This is a genomic window from Pantoea sp. CS_6 (assembly GCF_041954745.1).
GTDB lineage: Bacteria > Pseudomonadota > Gammaproteobacteria > Enterobacterales > Enterobacteriaceae > Pantoea > Pantoea stewartii.
In genome coordinates this window covers 155,579-172,211 of sequence record NZ_JAVAYG010000005.1, presented here as the reverse complement: position 1 = coordinate 172,211, position 16,633 = coordinate 155,579, and the positions used below count along the sequence as shown (strand labels likewise).

13 protein-coding genes are annotated in these 16,633 nt (G+C 53.2%); 4 read left to right on the top strand and 9 right to left on the bottom strand.

The features are described from left to right. Positions 1–395 precede the first annotated feature (395 nt). From RAC90_RS09565 to RAC90_RS09545, 5 genes are all read right to left on the bottom strand, one after another. A complete protein-coding gene (locus tag RAC90_RS09565; RefSeq protein ID WP_054634612.1) occupies positions 396–1,391 on the bottom strand; it encodes a glycosyltransferase in 996 nt (331 codons plus the stop codon). A gap of 372 nt (positions 1,392–1,763) precedes the next feature. Further along, positions 1,764–3,068: an oligosaccharide flippase family protein gene (locus RAC90_RS09560; protein ID WP_039338998.1), complete on the bottom strand. Its 1,305-nt coding sequence runs from the start codon at positions 3,066–3,068 to the stop codon at positions 1,764–1,766. After that, positions 3,065–4,063 (bottom strand): glycosyltransferase family 2 protein, encoded by a 999-nt coding sequence (locus tag RAC90_RS09555; protein WP_375124274.1) that lies wholly within the window; start codon positions 4,061–4,063, stop codon positions 3,065–3,067. The genes RAC90_RS09560 and RAC90_RS09555 overlap by 4 nt, the downstream gene beginning before the upstream one ends. A 774-nt stretch (positions 4,064–4,837) precedes the next feature. Then, entirely contained in the window at positions 4,838–7,171 is a 2,334-nt protein-coding gene (gene feoB / locus RAC90_RS09550) for a Fe(2+) transporter permease subunit FeoB (protein WP_375124273.1), read from the bottom strand. Then, positions 7,171–7,395, bottom strand: a complete 225-nt coding sequence (locus RAC90_RS09545; protein ID WP_033739127.1) for a FeoA domain-containing protein — start codon at positions 7,393–7,395, stop codon at positions 7,171–7,173. The genes feoB and RAC90_RS09545 overlap by 1 nt, the downstream gene beginning before the upstream one ends. Positions 7,396–7,979: 584 nt before the next feature. Here RAC90_RS09545 and RAC90_RS09540 point away from each other — a divergent pair. Further along, on the top strand, positions 7,980–9,641 hold the full coding sequence (locus tag RAC90_RS09540; protein ID WP_375094015.1) for a methyl-accepting chemotaxis protein: 1,662 nt from the start codon (positions 7,980–7,982) through the stop codon (positions 9,639–9,641). 43 nt (positions 9,642–9,684) lie between these two features. Here the strand turns inward: RAC90_RS09540 and RAC90_RS09535 are convergent, their stop codons facing one another. From RAC90_RS09535 to RAC90_RS09525, 3 genes are read right to left on the bottom strand one after another with little or no spacing between them, the layout of a single operon-like run. After that, the gene (locus RAC90_RS09535; RefSeq protein WP_058702368.1) at positions 9,685–10,011 is read right to left on the bottom strand and encodes a YciI family protein; all 327 of its coding nucleotides are present in this window, start codon (positions 10,009–10,011) and stop codon (positions 9,685–9,687) included. Positions 10,012–10,027: 16 nt separating this feature from the next. After that, positions 10,028–10,654 carry an FMN-dependent NADH-azoreductase gene (locus RAC90_RS09530; protein ID WP_054688366.1) on the bottom strand — a complete coding sequence of 209 codons (627 nt, stop codon included), beginning with the start codon at positions 10,652–10,654 and terminating at the stop codon, positions 10,028–10,030. 24 nt (positions 10,655–10,678) lie between these two features. Continuing rightward, the gene (locus RAC90_RS09525) at positions 10,679–11,455 is read right to left on the bottom strand and encodes an alpha/beta fold hydrolase (protein WP_039339004.1); all 777 of its coding nucleotides are present in this window, start codon (positions 11,453–11,455) and stop codon (positions 10,679–10,681) included. Positions 11,456–11,571: 116 nt separating this feature from the next. Here RAC90_RS09525 and RAC90_RS09520 point away from each other — a divergent pair, with 116 nt between their 5' ends. Beyond that, positions 11,572–12,576, top strand: a complete 1,005-nt coding sequence (locus RAC90_RS09520) for a GlxA family transcriptional regulator (protein ID WP_054634619.1) — start codon at positions 11,572–11,574, stop codon at positions 12,574–12,576. Here RAC90_RS09520 and RAC90_RS09515 read toward each other — a convergent pair whose 3' ends face one another. Continuing rightward, complete coding sequence (locus RAC90_RS09515) at positions 12,577–13,683, bottom strand: endo-1,4-beta-xylanase (RefSeq protein ID WP_058707853.1); 1,107 nt, start codon at positions 13,681–13,683, stop codon at positions 12,577–12,579. 347 nt (positions 13,684–14,030) lie between these two features. Between RAC90_RS09515 and RAC90_RS09510 the strand changes: the two genes are divergently transcribed. Both RAC90_RS09510 and RAC90_RS09505 read left to right on the top strand, forming a co-directional pair. After that, entirely contained in the window at positions 14,031–14,993 is a 963-nt protein-coding gene (locus RAC90_RS09510) for an aldo/keto reductase (protein ID WP_058707852.1), read from the top strand. 211 nt (positions 14,994–15,204) lie between these two features. Beyond that, a complete protein-coding gene (locus RAC90_RS09505) occupies positions 15,205–16,539 on the top strand; it encodes a carbohydrate porin (protein WP_033739112.1) in 1,335 nt (444 codons plus the stop codon). The last annotated feature ends 94 nt before the right edge of the window (positions 16,540–16,633 follow it).

Below are 16,633 nucleotides of genomic sequence, written 5' to 3'. Positions count from 1 at the left end.
CTGAGAAGTCACACCCGGGCCTGCCAGTTCTGTGACGCGTCGAAAATAGTGCACATTAAAGGAAGCGCTTTCACAACAGCGACTCAGCAGGTTGCGCCGGCTATTCCGGGCCTGAAGGTCAATGCATAACGCCATCTCCAGCCTCGCCTTACGTTTGCGCGCTGTCACCTTCGTTATGACGTTCACGATCAGGCTGCGGAGTGAATGCAATGCCTGCCCTGCATCGGGGACCGGCGCGACAGTGAAAACGCGGCCTCTTTTCAGCATTGCGACATTTGACCCAACGTGGAATAGCAAAATACTGACGCGATGACAGAGCCCCCTACGGAAATTCACCTCGCCAAAATATGCGCCATTTCCGTCGAGGGCCCGACACTGAATGACAAAGCCGGAAGTTAAAAAAACCGTAATCTGAATAGCATATACAACACCAGATAAGCCACTCTGGCATTCACATTCATGACGTGGTACTTCACTTTCTCGCTTCTGTTTAATAATGCCAGTACGTTTGCCGGATAGCGTTTCTCTTTAATGCGTTTAATGCTTTTCCGGATTTCATTAATGTTAAGCGTGGTGTAATACATGGCGGTAACGATTTGCATATCGAGGGTGAGCTTACGTTTGGTGACACCAGTAGAGAAAAGCGACAAATCCTCGTTTTTATACTTAACAAATAACCTTTCATACAGATCAGTCAGGTAACGCTTACGATCCAGCAATTCTTCATACGGGACGCGTCTTTTCGACAGCGAGTTTTCCACATCATCATAGTGATAAGATGCACTGTCAAAAATAAACAGATTATCGACATAGTAAAGACAGTTGAGATTAAACAGCAGGTCTTCACTCATCGATATCCCTTTAGTGAAGCGGAGCTGGTGATCCTCAAGCAACTTTCTTCTGTAGCACTTGTTATGGAGATAGCCAATGTTATCACTTAACTCAAGCTCATCCAGCACAGCAGGAATAGACTGATGGCCGAAATGGCCATAGGTGGAAAGGCTACCCACGCGCGAGCACCTGAGGTTCCCCACCAGTAAATCAACAGGTTGTGAAACGCTCTGAGAAAGGTGCTGATGAAACATAGCCAGAAAGTCATCATCAACCCAGTCATCAGCATCAACAAAAATAACGTATTCTCCCGTAGCCATTTCCAGACCTGCATTTCGCGCTGCGCTGACGCCGGCATTACCCTGCGAGATAACGTTAAAATTTTTATAGTGTTTAAATTCATCAAGAACAGAGGCGCAGTTATCTTTGCTGCCATCATTCACCAGGATAACTTCATAATCTTTGCATGTCTGAAGGAGAAGACTTTGCAGGGTACGCATAATCGTCTTCTCAGCATTATAAACAGGTATTATTATACTGAATAAATATTTATCATTCATTTCAAAACCTCGTAACCAGCCCTAATGCCTGCCGCCCTTAAAAAGGCGAAAAAGATAATGAAAATAAAAGCCTTTTCTTTTGCTGATAACCGAAAAGAAAATAAGCATCTAATTATTTATTAACCCACTCTAAGATTATAAAAGCGCGAAATTAAACTGACCGTAAACGGGCATTATTCGGATCATGAAGATACGCTTTCATTTTTATTAAGCGATAATTAAAAAAAACGAACAGGCAGGGTACATCCTCCCGCCACATGGCAGGATATTAACGTTACTCACGCGCAGATAAAAAACGCGTTATATTCAAGATGCCGTTCAAGACGTTTTATTTAAACGTCTTCCAACATATATCTTTAAGAAATATCTGCATCACCGCCCAGAAAAGAGCGAGCGATTAATAAGAAACCACAGTTTTCCGGGTTGAATGAATATTTTGTGAATCTTCATCATCGGCTGCCCACGGAAAAAATAGTTTAACAGCGTAAAGGCCATAAACTCAGTAATCACCACACTTATGGCGCCGCCAGTAATGCCGAAGGCTGGCACCAGTGTCACCGTCGTGATCAGACATACCGCCAGCACACAGAACGTTTTTTTGATCAGGTAGCGATAGCCATTGTATTTAATAATGAAGCGATCCATGACGCTGCTTAGTACACCAAACATGGCGCCGATGCTTAATAACACCATCGGGGCAATCGCTTCGGTGTAAGCTGCGCCGTAGAAATGCCGGATAAACCAGGGGCCGATCAGGGCAATACCGCCGATAACGGCCCCCGACACGGCAATGACCATTAGCTGTAACTTCTGCGCGCGGACAATCGCCACATCAGGATCACGTTCGGCAAACAACGCGGGATAAAACGAGGCAAGTAAAGCGTTGGGTAAAAAGACCCAGGCCACCGACAGCGTCATCGCGACAGAAAAGATGCCCGCCTCTTTTAACCCTAAGAACCATGAAACGCTGAGCTGGTTAAGCCGGGTATAAATCGTAATCGCAATCACCGACAGCACCAGGGATCGTCCGGCCTGCAAAATATACCCGCTGTAACGTCGGATATGAGTGAGTCGGGGAAGCGGCGGCTTCTCATGCGTACGTCGTTGGTGCCAGCTAAACACACAGAGTTTGATCAGAAAAGGAATGAAGGTAGCCAGCACAATGGGAATGGCCAGCAATTCCGGTTTGAGCTGGAACCAGGAAATCCCATAACGGATAGCCAGACTGATCAGGAGACCGGTAAGGTTAGCCATCACGTTCAGCTTCGCATTCAACACCGCTTCATTGTAGATATTAACCAGATCGATAGCCGAGAACAGACAAGCCAGTGCCGCCGCGCAGATAAAGACAAACGCTTGCGAGTTCATCTCTTCCCGCATCACCACAATGCCAATGGTAGAGAGCACACAGTAAAGGCTAAATACCAAAATGACAGCCGGCACCATAAGGCGGATGCCAGAACGGTGATTCTGGGCAATGCGCTTGAGCAGGATGACGTCGCAGCCCATCATCGCCACAGACTGGATAAACTGAAATATCAGCATGGAAATGGCGATCACACCAAACGTGACAGGCCCGACGTACTTAGCGACGAAGGACGTTACAAACATCAGGCCAAATACCGCAACCAGCTTCTCAATGATCATCCATAACGAGTTTTGCAGCTTTTGTTTCACGAACGCGCCCTCAACAGAGTCTGTACGGCATGACGCAGCCCGGACACCAGGCGTGGAGACAGGTAGAAAAGCGTAAAATAAAGGCTCCAGGCGTCTGGGAGCATGCCCGCGGCAATATAGGCACGATAGTTTTGCCGGTAAAGTTCAATATACTGCCTGACGAATGCCGCGCTGAACGTCCCACTATACAGGGCTTTATAGATGTGCGAGGCCGTAACCTTCAGAAATAAGAAGTAGTAATAGCGTTCCTGCGGCCGTAGCAAGACGCGTTTAATCCCTGTAAAAGCCCGGACGTAAGTGAAGTGTTTTTCTTTGAGCGCCGAGCGCGTTGCCGAATCGTGTGACTCAACATAGTGGTAGACGACCCGAGGGCTGAACACGACCTGTCCCTGCGGGGCACCGGACAGGTAGCTGATCACAAACAGCAGATCTTCAAAGTTGAAGATATCTTCCCGAAAGCGTAACTGCTGCTGTTGCACGATCGTCCGGCGGAAAAACTTGTCACAGATACCGTGTTTCGGCGTGTGGTAGAGCAGTTCACCGATCGCCTTATCAGCGCGCAGACTGCACAGTGCGGTCTCTTCAGGCTCCCCGGACAGCGGCTCGCCGTCATGAGAAAAGGTGCGGGATTCGCCTACGGCCAGAATGACGTCTTCATTCATCAGCCCCAGCCAGGTATCCAGCACACCTGAAGGCAGAAAGTCGTCGGCATCGATGAAAGAGAGGAATGTGCCACGCGCAGCATCCAGACCGCAGTTACGTGCCGATGAAACGCCGCCATTGGGCTTATCTATAATCTCTACGCCAGGATAATTCTGGTATTTTCTCATTAGCTCAAGTGAATTATCACTTGAACCATCATTGACTAAAATAAGCTGGCAATGCTCAGCATGAGGTTGCTGAAGAATACTCTCGACGCAACGTTCAATAAACATCGCGCCGTTATAAACAGGCACGATAAATGACACTAAAGGGGCGTGTTGATCATTAAACATATAACCTCTGGTGTGACATATTTATTAAAGTGTAGCGCAGGGAAAGTGTCGGTTAGTTCCAGCTATTTTTATTCGTAAAAATTTTTCGCTACTCTAAATCAGTCATCTGTATGCACATCGCCAATTTTTGTATCAAAATATGTATAGCATGAAACCAGAAAATAAAAGACAGCATAAACATGAGGATGACATCAAAACTAAGAGTATTCTGTAATTTAAAATGGCGTTACTGAACCCTGCAGAAATACAGAGAGCCTGCCTGTGATACTCTACTCAGGCGCGGACCGTTTCCGCAATAAGCCACCTTCGCAATGTAAAGCGTAAAAAGAACATTCAGACAATAGCCAGTAAAGTGAAAAATGGAAGACACTTTTCCCGGAAAAAATTAATAAGAACTTCCTTATAAAAATCGACATATTTCAGATGACACATTAATAAAAAACAACGCGTGTCCAGTAAAAATAAATAAATATGCCAGAAGAAACAGAAGTGTTTAATTAACGTTTAACTTTTTGGGGCATATAAAAAAATCTCAGCGCCTGAAAATATGCGTGGACTGGCACACCCCGGGGCTGCATGGACTGGCTTTCTGCGGTGAGATTGATTCCGCCCGGGTCGCGGAGAGAATCGCTAAATATGCTTCCGGCATTGCCTCTTCGTTCAACGGCGACCGAGGAAGCCGTGCGATCAGACTGGTAACCTTATCGTCATTGCTTTCCGGCGGCTCCGTCTGCCCACGGTTATCATGGGCAGCCGCACGCATCCCCGTCGTCCTCAGTCGCTGGCGTGCCGGTGCTCAGCACATCCCGCACAGCCGCCACATCCTGTCTTACGCGATGAGGTGAGCGGTGCGGAAACCGGCTTCGTGCGCGCACGTCCACCTGCGTGGCGCAGCAGGCTAATGACCAGACCGTTAAGCACGACCACACTCATCAGGCACAGCGCGCTAAACCCCGGATGCAGGCGAAAACTGACACTCTGATAAAACAGCGTAGCAACGGAGTACGCAACGTTCAGGCCCCAGAAAAAGGAAAACAGCATCCAGTTTTTCCCGGCTTCCCGGGCTATTGCGCCCATCACCGATACGCAGGGAACGTAGAGCAACACAAACAGCAAATAGCTGTACGCTGCGAAGCCGTTGCCGAATTTCGCACTCATCACGCCCATTTGCGTCGCATTGATTGTACTGTCACCTTTACTCGCTTCAATGGGGTTGGCCAGCGCACGCAGGCTGAATGCGCTCTTCAGGCTGTCACCGGTTTCTTTCAGCGCGTCACCTAACTCACCCGACAGCGAAAAGTCCTGCGGGCGAAACGCGCCGCTTTGAACATCTTCGCCGACATAAAGACTGTTCAGCGTACCGACCACGACTTCTTTCGCCATGATGCCTGTCACCAGCCCGACCGTGGCCTGCCAGTTGTCTGATGTCACGCCGACTGGTCGCAGGGCTGGCGTGACGACTTTACTCACAGTAGCCAGCGCAGAATCATTGATATGGTCTACGGTTGCCCCACTAAACGAAAAGTTGCTGAGTAATCCGATCACCATGCTGACCACAATAATGACGCGACCTGCGCGTACGATAAACATCTTTAAACGTTGCCAGGTCTGGATCAGCAGGCTTTTCACATGGGGGCGATGGTAGACCGGCAGCTCCATAAGAAAAGGTGACGCTTCGCCGCGCAGCAGCGTATTTTTCAGGATAAGCCCAGTGACGATGGCCACGATAATGCCCAGCACGTACAGAGAGAAAACCAGGCTGGCGCGCCAGGCGCCAAAAAAGGTGGCGGCGAAAACCGCAAAAATCGCCAGCCGCGCACCGCAGGACATAAAGGGCGCAATTAGCACGGTAAGTAAGCGCTCACGGGGTGTATCCAGCGTACGCGTGCCCATTACTGAAGGCACGTTGCAGCCAAACCCGACAATAAGCGGTACAAAGGATTTTCCCGGCAAGCCCAGCGACTGCATCAGGCGATCAATTACAAACGCCGCACGCGCCATATACCCCGAGTCTTCAAGAAAAGACAGAAACAGGTACATCAGGCCGATCTGGGGCAGAATCGGCAACACCGTGTTAATCCCGGCCCCTATGCCCTGCGCAAGGAAGACCGTTACCCAGTCGGGAAAGTGGCAGGTATAGCCCAGCCACTGCGCGCCATGAATAAACAGCGCCACCGATCCGCTGTCGAACAAAGGCTGGAAGGCTGCACCGATGTTAATTGACAGCACAAACATCAGATACATCACGCCCAGAAAAACCGGTATTCCCAGGAACCGGTTCAGCACAAGGTTGTCCAGCCACTCAGTCAGCGCAGCGGGTGCGGCTTTATTGAGGTTACAGACCGCGGCGCAGAGCGCGTTGATAGCCTGATAACGACAGTTCACCACATGCATTGCCGGATCGCCGCCCGCCGCCTGCCTGATCGCCGGCAGTTGGGGGACGACTGTGGGACTGATGCGCTGACTGTTAATGTCACCCGCCAGCAGCTGTAGCGCCAGCCAGCGCTGCTTTTGCCTGGCGATGTCCGCAGGCATCATCGTTTGCAGGCGCGCGATGGCCGTCTCAATTTCACGAGGATAAACCAGAGGTTGTGGCGGTCTTTCTCCCTGCCAGTCGTCAATGGCGCGTTTAAGCGAGGCGATGCCTTCGCCACGTGTTGACGTCAGCGCCACGACCGGGCACCACAGCCGGGCTGACAGCGCTGCCCTGTCGATGATGATATTCTGGCTGAGCGCGATATCCTGCATGTTTAACGCCACGATACAGGGCATGCCCAGCTCCAGTAGCTGAAAAGTCAGGAAAAGATGACTCTCCAGGTTTGAGCTGTCTACCACATTAATCACCAGGTCGGCGTGATCCTCAAACAGATACCCACAGGCGATACTTTCATCGATGGCGCTGTCCGCCGAAAGCGTTGTAAGCGAGCGCGTGCCTGGCAGATCAACCAGCCGTACATCCGTTTCAGCCGTAAAGAACTGCCCTTCCTTGCGTTCTACCGTCACGCCCGCCCAGTTCCCTACGCGCTGGCGGGCCCCGGTAAGCTGATTAAATAACGTGGTTTTACCGGTATTCGGGTTGCCGATCAGACCCAGGGTTAATGTTTTCATCAGCGGACTTCTTCCAGCAGAACCGAAGCCAGATCGCGTTGCCGCACCGCCAGACTGAGGCGACGCGTACGGATATGAACGGGATCGCCCAGTGGTGCAGTACGGATAATGTCAATCAGCGTGCCGGGCAGCACGCCCATGGTTAGTAATTTTTGCCGCCAGGCGGGATCAACAGAAGACTGGTAGCCTCTGACACGATAGGTGGTGTGTGTTTTGATTTTCACAGATATATCCCAACCGTTAACAACTAAGGCAGGAATTATACAAATGATAACTATTCTTGTTTCTTGATCTGGATGGGGGTGATGCGCAGGATAACGACAAAAACACGCTGATATGCCATTTCACCCTGACGGCCCGCTCGGGTTAAGGGCCATCCGGAAAGAAGCATTGCGGAAGATTGTCAGAAACGCCCCTCAGCGGTGGGCAAATAACAGATGGTGTTGCCATACCTATTTTCAGCCCCCTGTCTGTGAAGCACGGCTTATACAGCGAAGACGGACACAACGTCAGATTGCGGTCACGTATGAGGGCAGCGAAAAATAATAACGCGCAAATGTCTCATACAAGCCTTCATCTTATTATTGCGCGAAAAAAACGTAACTCCCGGTACATTTCTGCATAAACGGACCCTTGATCACCCCCGTTTTTGTGACTATGCCAAGCTATTAAAAAAACACGCTTTTCCTGAAAGCGTCATTTTATTTTTAAACTAATCGTCATAGATCACATTATTTATGGCGTCACTATTAAGGTAATCCGTTAAATACCGATATACCTGTATCCACGTTTATCAGGTATCGCCGCCATGTTTAAAAACCTTAAAATTACAACGGGCATTATTGCCGTATTGTTTTTGTTCAGTGCGCTGTTAATACTTACCGGGTCGCTTTTTTATTCGTCTGTCAGCCAGGCGGGACGCAACTTTTCTCACACTGAACAACTGACGCTACAACAACAGCAACTGAGCGACAGTGTGCAGACGCTGATAAAGACGCGTGTCACCGTCAGCCGGGTAGCTATTCGTTTTCTGAAAAACCAGAAGGATCCGGCATCTCTGGCCTCGATTGCCACACTGCTGGACACAGCGAAACAATCTGCTGAAAAAGCCGATGAGTATTTTTCAGCCTACAAAGCCGCCCCGCCCTTACCCGGACAGCATGCGGAACTGACCCAAAACGTGCAGACGGCTTACAGCAAAATGCACGATACCATGCTCGCGTCGGTCGAGTTCCTGCGAAATAACAACTATCAGGCTTACGGCAATCTTGATGCACAGGAAGCGCAGGATCAGCTGGATAAGGCTTATCAGGCCTGGCGGAGCGCTAACTATCAGCTGATGAAGGAAATCGCCGCAGAAAACGATCACAACTACACCAATATGCTGTGGACCTTGTTGATTATCGCAGTTATTGCTCTGGTGACCGTTGCCAGCGTATGGGCTGGCCTGCGGACACTGTTGCTGAAACCTCTGACTCTGGCAACCGACTACATGCGCGCGATCTCTTCCGGGGATCTGACCCGTGAGATCGCCAGCGACAGTCACAATGAAACCGGACGGCTCCTCAGCCAACTGGAAGAGATGCGCAGCGCGCTGGTGGTGACGATTCGTTCTGTCGATGATGCAACGCAGTCCATTTTCACCGGCGCAGCAGAAGTGTCGGCCGGCAGCATCGACCTCTCTGCCCGCACCGAGCAACAGGCGGCCGCACTGGAAGAGACGGCAGCCAGCATGGAGCAACTGACCTCGACAGTAAAACTGAACGCGGAAAATGCACAGCAGGCCACCGCGATGGCGAACGATGCCGCGGTGATGGCGTCGCAGGGCGGCCAGATTGTGGCGAAGGTGATTTCCAATATTGAGCAGATCAGTGAAAGTTCCAAACAGATTGCCAGCATCATCGGCATTATCGACAGCATTGCGTTCCAGACGAATATCCTGGCGCTTAACGCTGCGGTCGAAGCCGCGCGCGCAGGCGAACAGGGGCGCGGTTTTGCTGTAGTCGCCGGTGAGGTGCGTTCACTGGCGGGACGCAGTGCAAGCGCGGCGCAGGAGATCCGCACGCTGATTGAACAATCGACGCAGCGTGTCAACAGCGGTTCGACTCATGCCTCCGAAGCGGGTGATGTCATGGGAAGCATTGTGCATTCCGTTAACAGCGTGACCCAGTTGATGGCTGAGATTGCCTCGGCCTCGGCCGAGCAGACACGCGGTATTGAACAGGTGACGAAAGCGGTATCGGAAATGGACGGCGTCACGCAACAAAACGCGGCGCTGGTAGAGGAATCGGCCAGTGCGGCAGCCTCACTGGAAGATCAGGCTACGCAGTTACGTCAGTCGGTCTCCGTGTTTAACACGGGCAGAAAGCCGACCACAGGTCTGGCGACGTCCCGCAGCACAGCTTTGAAAAAACCCGTCATGACGCCTGTGCCTGCCGCACCGTCAGCGGATAACTGGCAGTCATTCTGATCGACCTGCCGCGGAGCGATGCCCTGCTCCGCGGCAAACGGCTTCAGGCGTGGTGGGCCATATCAACGACCTTCGTTTCACTGCCCCAGTCGGCGTCAAACACAGAAGAAACCAGGGCTGGATGAACGCCCGTAACAGCCACATCAACCAGTCCCAACGCCACAAAGGGATCCTCGGTCAACCTGTCGCGAACAGCCTGCTCATCAGAGGCGAGAAACAGCACAACGCCGCCCTGCTGATTTTCCAGCGGTCCGGCCAAAACCACCTCGCCCGTCTTGATGTGCTCCACCAGCCAGCTTTTATGACCCGCGCTGTGTTTTTCACGTTCGGCGGCGGCACCACGATAACTCAGCGTAACAATGTAAAGCATAAGGTTCTCCTGTGGATTACAACGCAAGTGACTGGATGAGCGTGCTGGCGGCATTAAACGCGTTGCCGATTTCACGCTGTTGAATGGCTTCCCCTTTTGAAGCCCCTTCTGCACGGATAACATGAATATGCTCAACGCCTAAAAACCGAAAAAAAGCGGCCAGATACCGTTCCTGAAAATCCCACTCTTCAAGGGAACCGCCGTGGTAAAAGCCGCCTCGCGCCGAGGCCACGATCACGGTTCGCCCACCTGACAATCCCACCGGGCCTTGTGCCGTATAACTGAATGTTTTGCCTGCCTGCGCGATCCGGTCCAGCCAGGATTTTAGTTGGGCAGGCACCGAAAAGTTGTACATCGGCGCACCGATGACTATCACATCACTGGCAAGAAACTCCGCCACCAGCAGGTCAGATAAGCGATGCTCTTTTGCTATGTACTCACTGACGTTATCGTCGTTTCCCGCCCTGAAACCTGCCGCGATGGCCGCGTTAAGAGGACGGATTTCCTCGGCCACGACATCACGGTAAGTCGCCTGAGCAGCGGGGTACTTTGCCAACAGTTTTCTGACGATGTCCGCGGTAAGCTGCCGGGTAACCGACGGCGTCTGGAAAATACTGGCGTCAATATGAAGTAATCTGTTCATGGGATTCCCCTGAGAGTGATGGTGCTATGACGATGGAAGGGTTCTGGCCGCGCGATCGATAAACGCAGCCACCTGTTCAGGATGTGAAACCAGCGATAAATGACTAGATGCGAGACGCTGAACGCGTGCGCCAATATGCGCAGCAATGTCAGACTGGACACGGGGCGGCAGCGCCCGGTCTTGCGTGGTCAACAAATACCAGGTGGGTTTGCTTTTCCATGCCGCTCGCGTCACCTTGTCAGTGAAAGCGCTCGCCGCAACAGGTTGTTGTACCGCAGCCAGTTCGCGCACCCGCGCACCAGGCACGTCGCCGGCCAGCATTTCACCAAACTGTTGGGCATTATCCAGCCAGATCATCCCGTGTTTATCCGGCCTCATTTCCGTCATCGGGGCATGAAGTCGTTGCAACAGCCCGGCAGCAGATTCATTACTGTCGGGCACCAGCGCAGAGAGAAAAACCATGCCCCTTACGCGCGAATCGTTGCCAGCATCAGCCACTACCACACCGCCCCAGGAATGCCCAACCAGCAGCACCGGGCCTTGCTGACGCGCAATGACCGCCTCCGTCGCCTTTACATCATCCTGCAATGAGGTCAATGGATTCTGAACGGCGGTGACGTGATAACCTTTGTGCTGAAGGCGTGAAATCACCGCCCGCCAGCCTGAGCCGTCAGTAAACGCCCCGTGGACTAAGACGATGTTTTTCACCGTCGCCTGGGCAGCGAGCGGCACATTCAATAACGTCAGCCCCAGCAGCACCGCATGCTTTAATCTTTTCGCCTTACTGCTCTTTCGCCGCATCTCGCCTGTTCCTGTGGTCGTTTTCATGCGGACCATGGTAGATCGGGCGAAAAGAGCGTGTAAGATGGCGAATAAGACAACTAACAGGCAAAACTCGCCATAAGGAGTGACTGGCTATGCGCATAGCGATTGTGGCGCTGGAAGGCAGCCTGCCTTCTGCCGTCAACGGCTTTTGTGACACCTTATGGATTGCGCGCCAGGTGATTGCGTCTCGCCCCGATACTGCGGCGCAACTGACCCGCGCGCCGCTGGAGGTCCAAATCGTAAGTGCTGATGGCCAGCCCGTGCGCGATGCGCAGGGGCGATGGCTACATGTCGATGCTGATTTCAGCCAGGCAGAGGCGTCAGATATCGTCCTGGTCGGGGGAATGGCGTTGGGCCGCGATCGGTTTCCGCACCATCCGGAGGCGGTCATACAGGCGGGGAACTGGATAAAAAAAATGTACCATCAGGGTGCCATCGTCGGTGCCGCCTGCGCGGGCTGTCTGGTGCTGGGCGAAGCGGGGCTGCTCAGTCGTCGGCGTTGTACCACCACCTGGTGGCTGTTTCCAACCCTGCGGGAGCGCTATCCGGATGCGCGTCCGGTATGGGGAAAAACGCTCGAACAACAGGAAAATATCATTACTACGGGTGGCCCACTCTCGTGGAGCGCGCTCACGTTGCATTTGCTGCACAGGATACTGGGGGCGGACGTCTCCAGACAGGTTGCTGATATGGCCGTTGCCGATGCCCAGCCCGTGTCGCAACGTTTGTATGCGCCGCCCGGGTTTATTAACACTCAGCACCCGTTGCTGATGCGGGCGGAAGAGATTATTCGCTATCAACAGCCAGGCATCACGGCAGAACGGCTGGCCTCTGCGTTACATACCAGCGAACGTACGTTGCACCGTAAAATGAAAATGCTGACCGGCGAAAGTCCTAAGGCGTTTATTACCCGGGTCCGCATTGAAGGTGCCTGTCTTCTCCTGGAAAACCCCACCGTAAGCATCCGTAAGGTGGCCGCCGATTGTGGCTATTCTGACGAAAGCAGCTTTCGCAAAGCGTTTAATCAGGTGATGGCGATGACACCCGCGCGTTATCGACAGTGGATTGCCGCCAGAGCGGCACCCGCAACGCGTTAATCAGCGTAGCGCATGCAGCGCTGCCCAGCTGGCGTCTTTGATTTGGCCGTCTTTAGCAAACAGCAACGGTCCGGTGGCCAGCTCATCGCTTGCCTTCGGCGTCGCCGCCGTCCGGTGGGGCGTGTCCCAGACACCCCACGTGAGCACTGCGTCGACACCGGCTTCCAGCACAAGCGAAAGATAGCGCTTATAGGTGCTGGCGACCGCCATGGCGCGGCGCGCCATCGGCAGGCGGCTGTCATCAACATCCAGTTCGGTGATATACACGGCCAGTCCCAGCGCTTTCACTTCACGAATAAATGTCGCCAGTCCCGGACCAGACGCGTACTGCGGACCGGCCTTGAGATGAGACTGAATGCCCAGCGCACCAATGGGGATCTGTCTGTCCTGCAAATTGCGTAGCAGCGCCAGCACAGCGTCGCGTTTTCGTTGCGCGTTGTCATGGTCGCTTTCCAGCCCGTAATCGTTATAGCAAATGACGGCGTGAGGATCGGTCTGATGCAGCGCGTCACAGGCGATATCCAGATAACGCGTCCCCAGACGTTGATACCAGAAACTGTTGCGCCATCCGCCAGGCAAACCGTCAGACAGGTTGATAATCTCGTTCGCCACGTCCCAGCTCTGTATCTGTCCCCGATAGCGCCCCGCGACGGTATGAATATGGTCTCTCAACACTTTTTCCAGCAGCGTGGCATCGCGAATCGCCAGCAGCCAGTCCGGCACCGCGCGGTGCCAGCAAAAGGTATGCCCACGTAGCAGCAGGCCCTGCGCTCTGGCAAAGGCGGCAAGCGTATCCGGGCCAGAAAAATCGTAGCGATTCTGCTCAGGCTGAACGACCACCCACTTCAGCGCGTTTTCCGGAACAATAATATTGGCCTGGCTGGCCACAAACTGCCGGTAATGCGCATCGGACCGCAAACGCTCGGGCCGGACCGCGAACCCAAACAGAAGATGACGCTGCGCGGCTATGCGCTTTAAGGGGGGGAAAGCCGGTTCGGCCGCGAAGGCCGGTATCGGCAATGCGGAACCCAGCAACAGCGCCGCGCTGCGTTTTAAGAACCGACGTCGCGGCGTGGATGTGAAGCCAGACAGATTATGAGGTTTCATCAGTGCCACGTCTCCTGTGACGTTTTGCCCGATCATCGTGAAGGTCGCATCACACCAGCCCGGTATTCTTATAACCCCAAGCCCTAAGGCCCGTCAGCAACGATTTTGTCCACGTCGGTAAAGCCAGATTTCTGAATGTAAAATCCCTCGCTTTACGGTATCGGGTTTTCTGGCATTCGCGGAGCTGTGTGCCTGCACGTTTCAGGACGGGCGCTGCCGTGCCAGCGGTAAAAGTGACCTTTGCTACCTTGTTATGCCGCACTGGCGGACAAACCGAATGAAAAGCTGTCGATTTACCTTTGCTAAGCTGATAAGTACACCTGATACGTTTAATAAAGGAGAATGCTATGACGCAGCCTAAAACCCGCCCCCTCGGCAACAGCGGCCTCTCTGTGCCGCTTCTGACCTTTGGCGGCAATGTCTTTGGCTGGACGGTAGACGAGAAAACCTCGTTTTCTCTGCTCGACGCGCTGGTGGAAAAAGGACTGTTCTTTATCGATACCGCCGATGTCTATTCACGCTGGGCGCCCGGCAATCAGGGGGGCGAATCCGAAACCATCATCGGCAAATGGCTGAAGAAAAGCGGTAAACGCGACAGAATAGTGCTGGCGACCAAAGTCGGCATCGAAATGTCACCGGAGAAGCAGGGACTGAAACCTGGGTATATTCGCCAGGCCGTCGAGGACTCGCTGCGCCGTCTGCAAACCGACGTGATCGACCTCTATCAGGCGCATCGCGATGATGAAACCACGCCACTGACCGACACGTTAAGCGCCTTTGACGCTCTGATCAAAGCCGGCAAAGTCCGGGCTATTGGGGCCTCCAACTACAGCGCCGCGCGACTGCAGGAGGCGCTGGACATCAGCAAACAGCATGGGCTGGCGCGTTACGAAACCCTGCAACCGCTCTACAACCTTTACGACCGTGAAGAATATGAAAGCGAGCTGGAGCAGGTAGCGCGAGAGAATCAGCTTGGCGTGATCAACTACTACGCGCTGGCCAGCGGCTTTCTCAGCGGCAAATATAAAAAACCGCAGGATGCCAGCAAGAGCGCGCGCGGTCAGGGTATTGTAGATAAGTACCTGAATGAACGCGGTAAACGCATTGTTGAAGCGCTGGAAGACGTGGCGGCGTCACATGATGCGTCAGCCACGCAGGTGGCGCTGGCCTGGCTCATCGCGCGCCCGAGTATTACCTCCCCTATCGTCAGCGCGACCTCCTTGTCGCAGCTTGATGAACTGGTCAAAGCCACTGAGTTGACGCTGAGCAAGCAAGAAATTGAAGAGCTGTCCCAGGCCAGCAGGCCATAAAACCTCCGGGGATGCCGCGGCATCCCTTTTACTTTGCCTCGCAATAAATGCCTTTTTAGCTATAAAAATATTCATTCAGCGATAACTGTCACAATTGCGTTAATTCCTTACCACTTTGCAGTTACATACGCACAGATTTGCAAAAATTGACATTTAGTCAGCATTATTCTCTGCCCTGTCTTTTCCTGTCATTTCATAAAGAATAACGCTGATGAATACAAAAAAAGCAGTGCAGTTTATGCCTCGCCTGGCCGCTGGCAGCCTGATGTTTGCGATGCTGAGCGCCTCCGCGCTGGCCGCCGATGCCTTTAGCTATGACTCACCTTACCTGTTTGGCGACTGGGGCGGTAACCGAACGCAGTTAGAAAACGACGGCATTAAGTTAGATGTTAACTACACCATGGAAAGTGCCGCCAATCTGGGTGGCGGAGCTGACAGCCATACCTCGATGCGCTACAGCGACCAGTGGGCGTTTGGTGCCAATTTCGATCTGCAAAAACTCCTCGACTGGCAGGATACGCAGTTCCAGGTCACCATTACCGATCGCAATGGCCGCAACATCTCCGATCAGGTGGCCGATCGCCGCACCGGGATGCTCTCTTCTACCCAGGAGGTGTACGGTCGTGGCCAGACGTGGCGCCTGACGCAATTCTGGTTAAGCAAAGGCCTGTTCGATAACACGGTCAATCTGAAAGCCGGACGCGTTACCGTCGGCGAAGATTTCGATAACTTCGACAGCAAGTTCCAGAACCTGGCGTTTGGCAGCGGCCAGGCCGGTAACTGGCGCGGCGATCGCTGGTTTAACTGGCCGGTTTCGCAGTGGGGCGGCAGGCTAAAAGTCAACGTTACGCCAGAGGTGTTCTTCCAGGTCGGTTTCTACAATCAAAACCGTGCGAATTACGACCGTGGCGATGGTTTCCGGCTGGATACCAGCAACTCAGAGGGGAATCTGGTGCCGGTCGAGTTAGGCTGGAAACCGACGTTAGGCCCCGACAAGTTGCCGGGTAACTATCGTATCGGCTATTACTACTCGTCCGCAAATGGCGACAACTATGGCAGCTGGCGTGACGGCGCTTACCAGCGCAAAAATCATGCTTACGGCGGCTATGTCCTGTTGCAGCAGCAGTTGACGGCGCAGGGCGGCGATGCCAGCCGGGGTCTGGGCGTGACGGTTCAGGCGGTGATGAACGACCATAAAACCTCGAAAACCGATAACTATCAGTCCGTCAGCTTCACCTGGAAAGGACCGTTCGATGCCCGTCCGCAGGATGAGATTGGCATCGGCGCGGCGCGTATTCACGTCAACAGCGCCTACACGCGTTCGCTGCGTGAACAGAACGACGCCAGCGGGCAGACCGATTTTAACAGCCCGACCTATCTGCCTGTTCAGGACGGTTCGGAGTACAACTATGAAATCTATTACAACGCGCAGCTGACCAAATGGCTGCAACTGCGTCCTAACCTGCAATACGTTGTTGCGCCGGGTGCCGTTAGCGACGTGAAAGATGCCTTTGTCGGCGGAATCAGCGCTAACGTGAATTTCTGATCCGCCCTTCAGACCTGCCCGCAGGGCAGGTCTGCTTTCCTGCCTGCCCTGACGCTTTTATCCCGTACCTGCTCTGTTGATTCGCCTCAGTTTT

Bases quoted from the DNA above. Each gene is read 5' to 3' on its own strand.
- RAC90_RS09530 (WP_054688366.1), bottom strand. From the start codon at position 10,654: ATGAACAGATTACTTCATATTGACGCCAGTATTTTCCAGACGCCGTCG.
- RAC90_RS09535 (WP_058702368.1), bottom strand. From the start codon at position 10,011: ATGCTTTACATTGTTACGCTGAGTTATCGTGGTGCCGCCGCCGAACGT.
- RAC90_RS09540 (WP_375094015.1), top strand. From the start codon at position 7,980: ATGTTTAAAAACCTTAAAATTACAACGGGCATTATTGCCGTATTGTTT.
- RAC90_RS09510 (WP_058707852.1), top strand. From the start codon at position 14,031: ATGACGCAGCCTAAAACCCGCCCCCTCGGCAACAGCGGCCTCTCTGTG.
- RAC90_RS09505 (WP_033739112.1), top strand. From the start codon at position 15,205: ATGAATACAAAAAAAGCAGTGCAGTTTATGCCTCGCCTGGCCGCTGGC.
- RAC90_RS09525 (WP_039339004.1), bottom strand. From the start codon at position 11,455: ATGCGGCGAAAGAGCAGTAAGGCGAAAAGATTAAAGCATGCGGTGCTG.
- RAC90_RS09555 (WP_375124274.1), bottom strand. From the start codon at position 4,063: ATGTTTAATGATCAACACGCCCCTTTAGTGTCATTTATCGTGCCTGTT.
- RAC90_RS09565 (WP_054634612.1), bottom strand. From the start codon at position 1,391: ATGAATGATAAATATTTATTCAGTATAATAATACCTGTTTATAATGCT.
- RAC90_RS09520 (WP_054634619.1), top strand. From the start codon at position 11,572: ATGCGCATAGCGATTGTGGCGCTGGAAGGCAGCCTGCCTTCTGCCGTC.
- RAC90_RS09515 (WP_058707853.1), bottom strand. From the start codon at position 13,683: ATGAAACCTCATAATCTGTCTGGCTTCACATCCACGCCGCGACGTCGG.
- feoB (WP_375124273.1), bottom strand. From the start codon at position 7,171: ATGAAAACATTAACCCTGGGTCTGATCGGCAACCCGAATACCGGTAAA.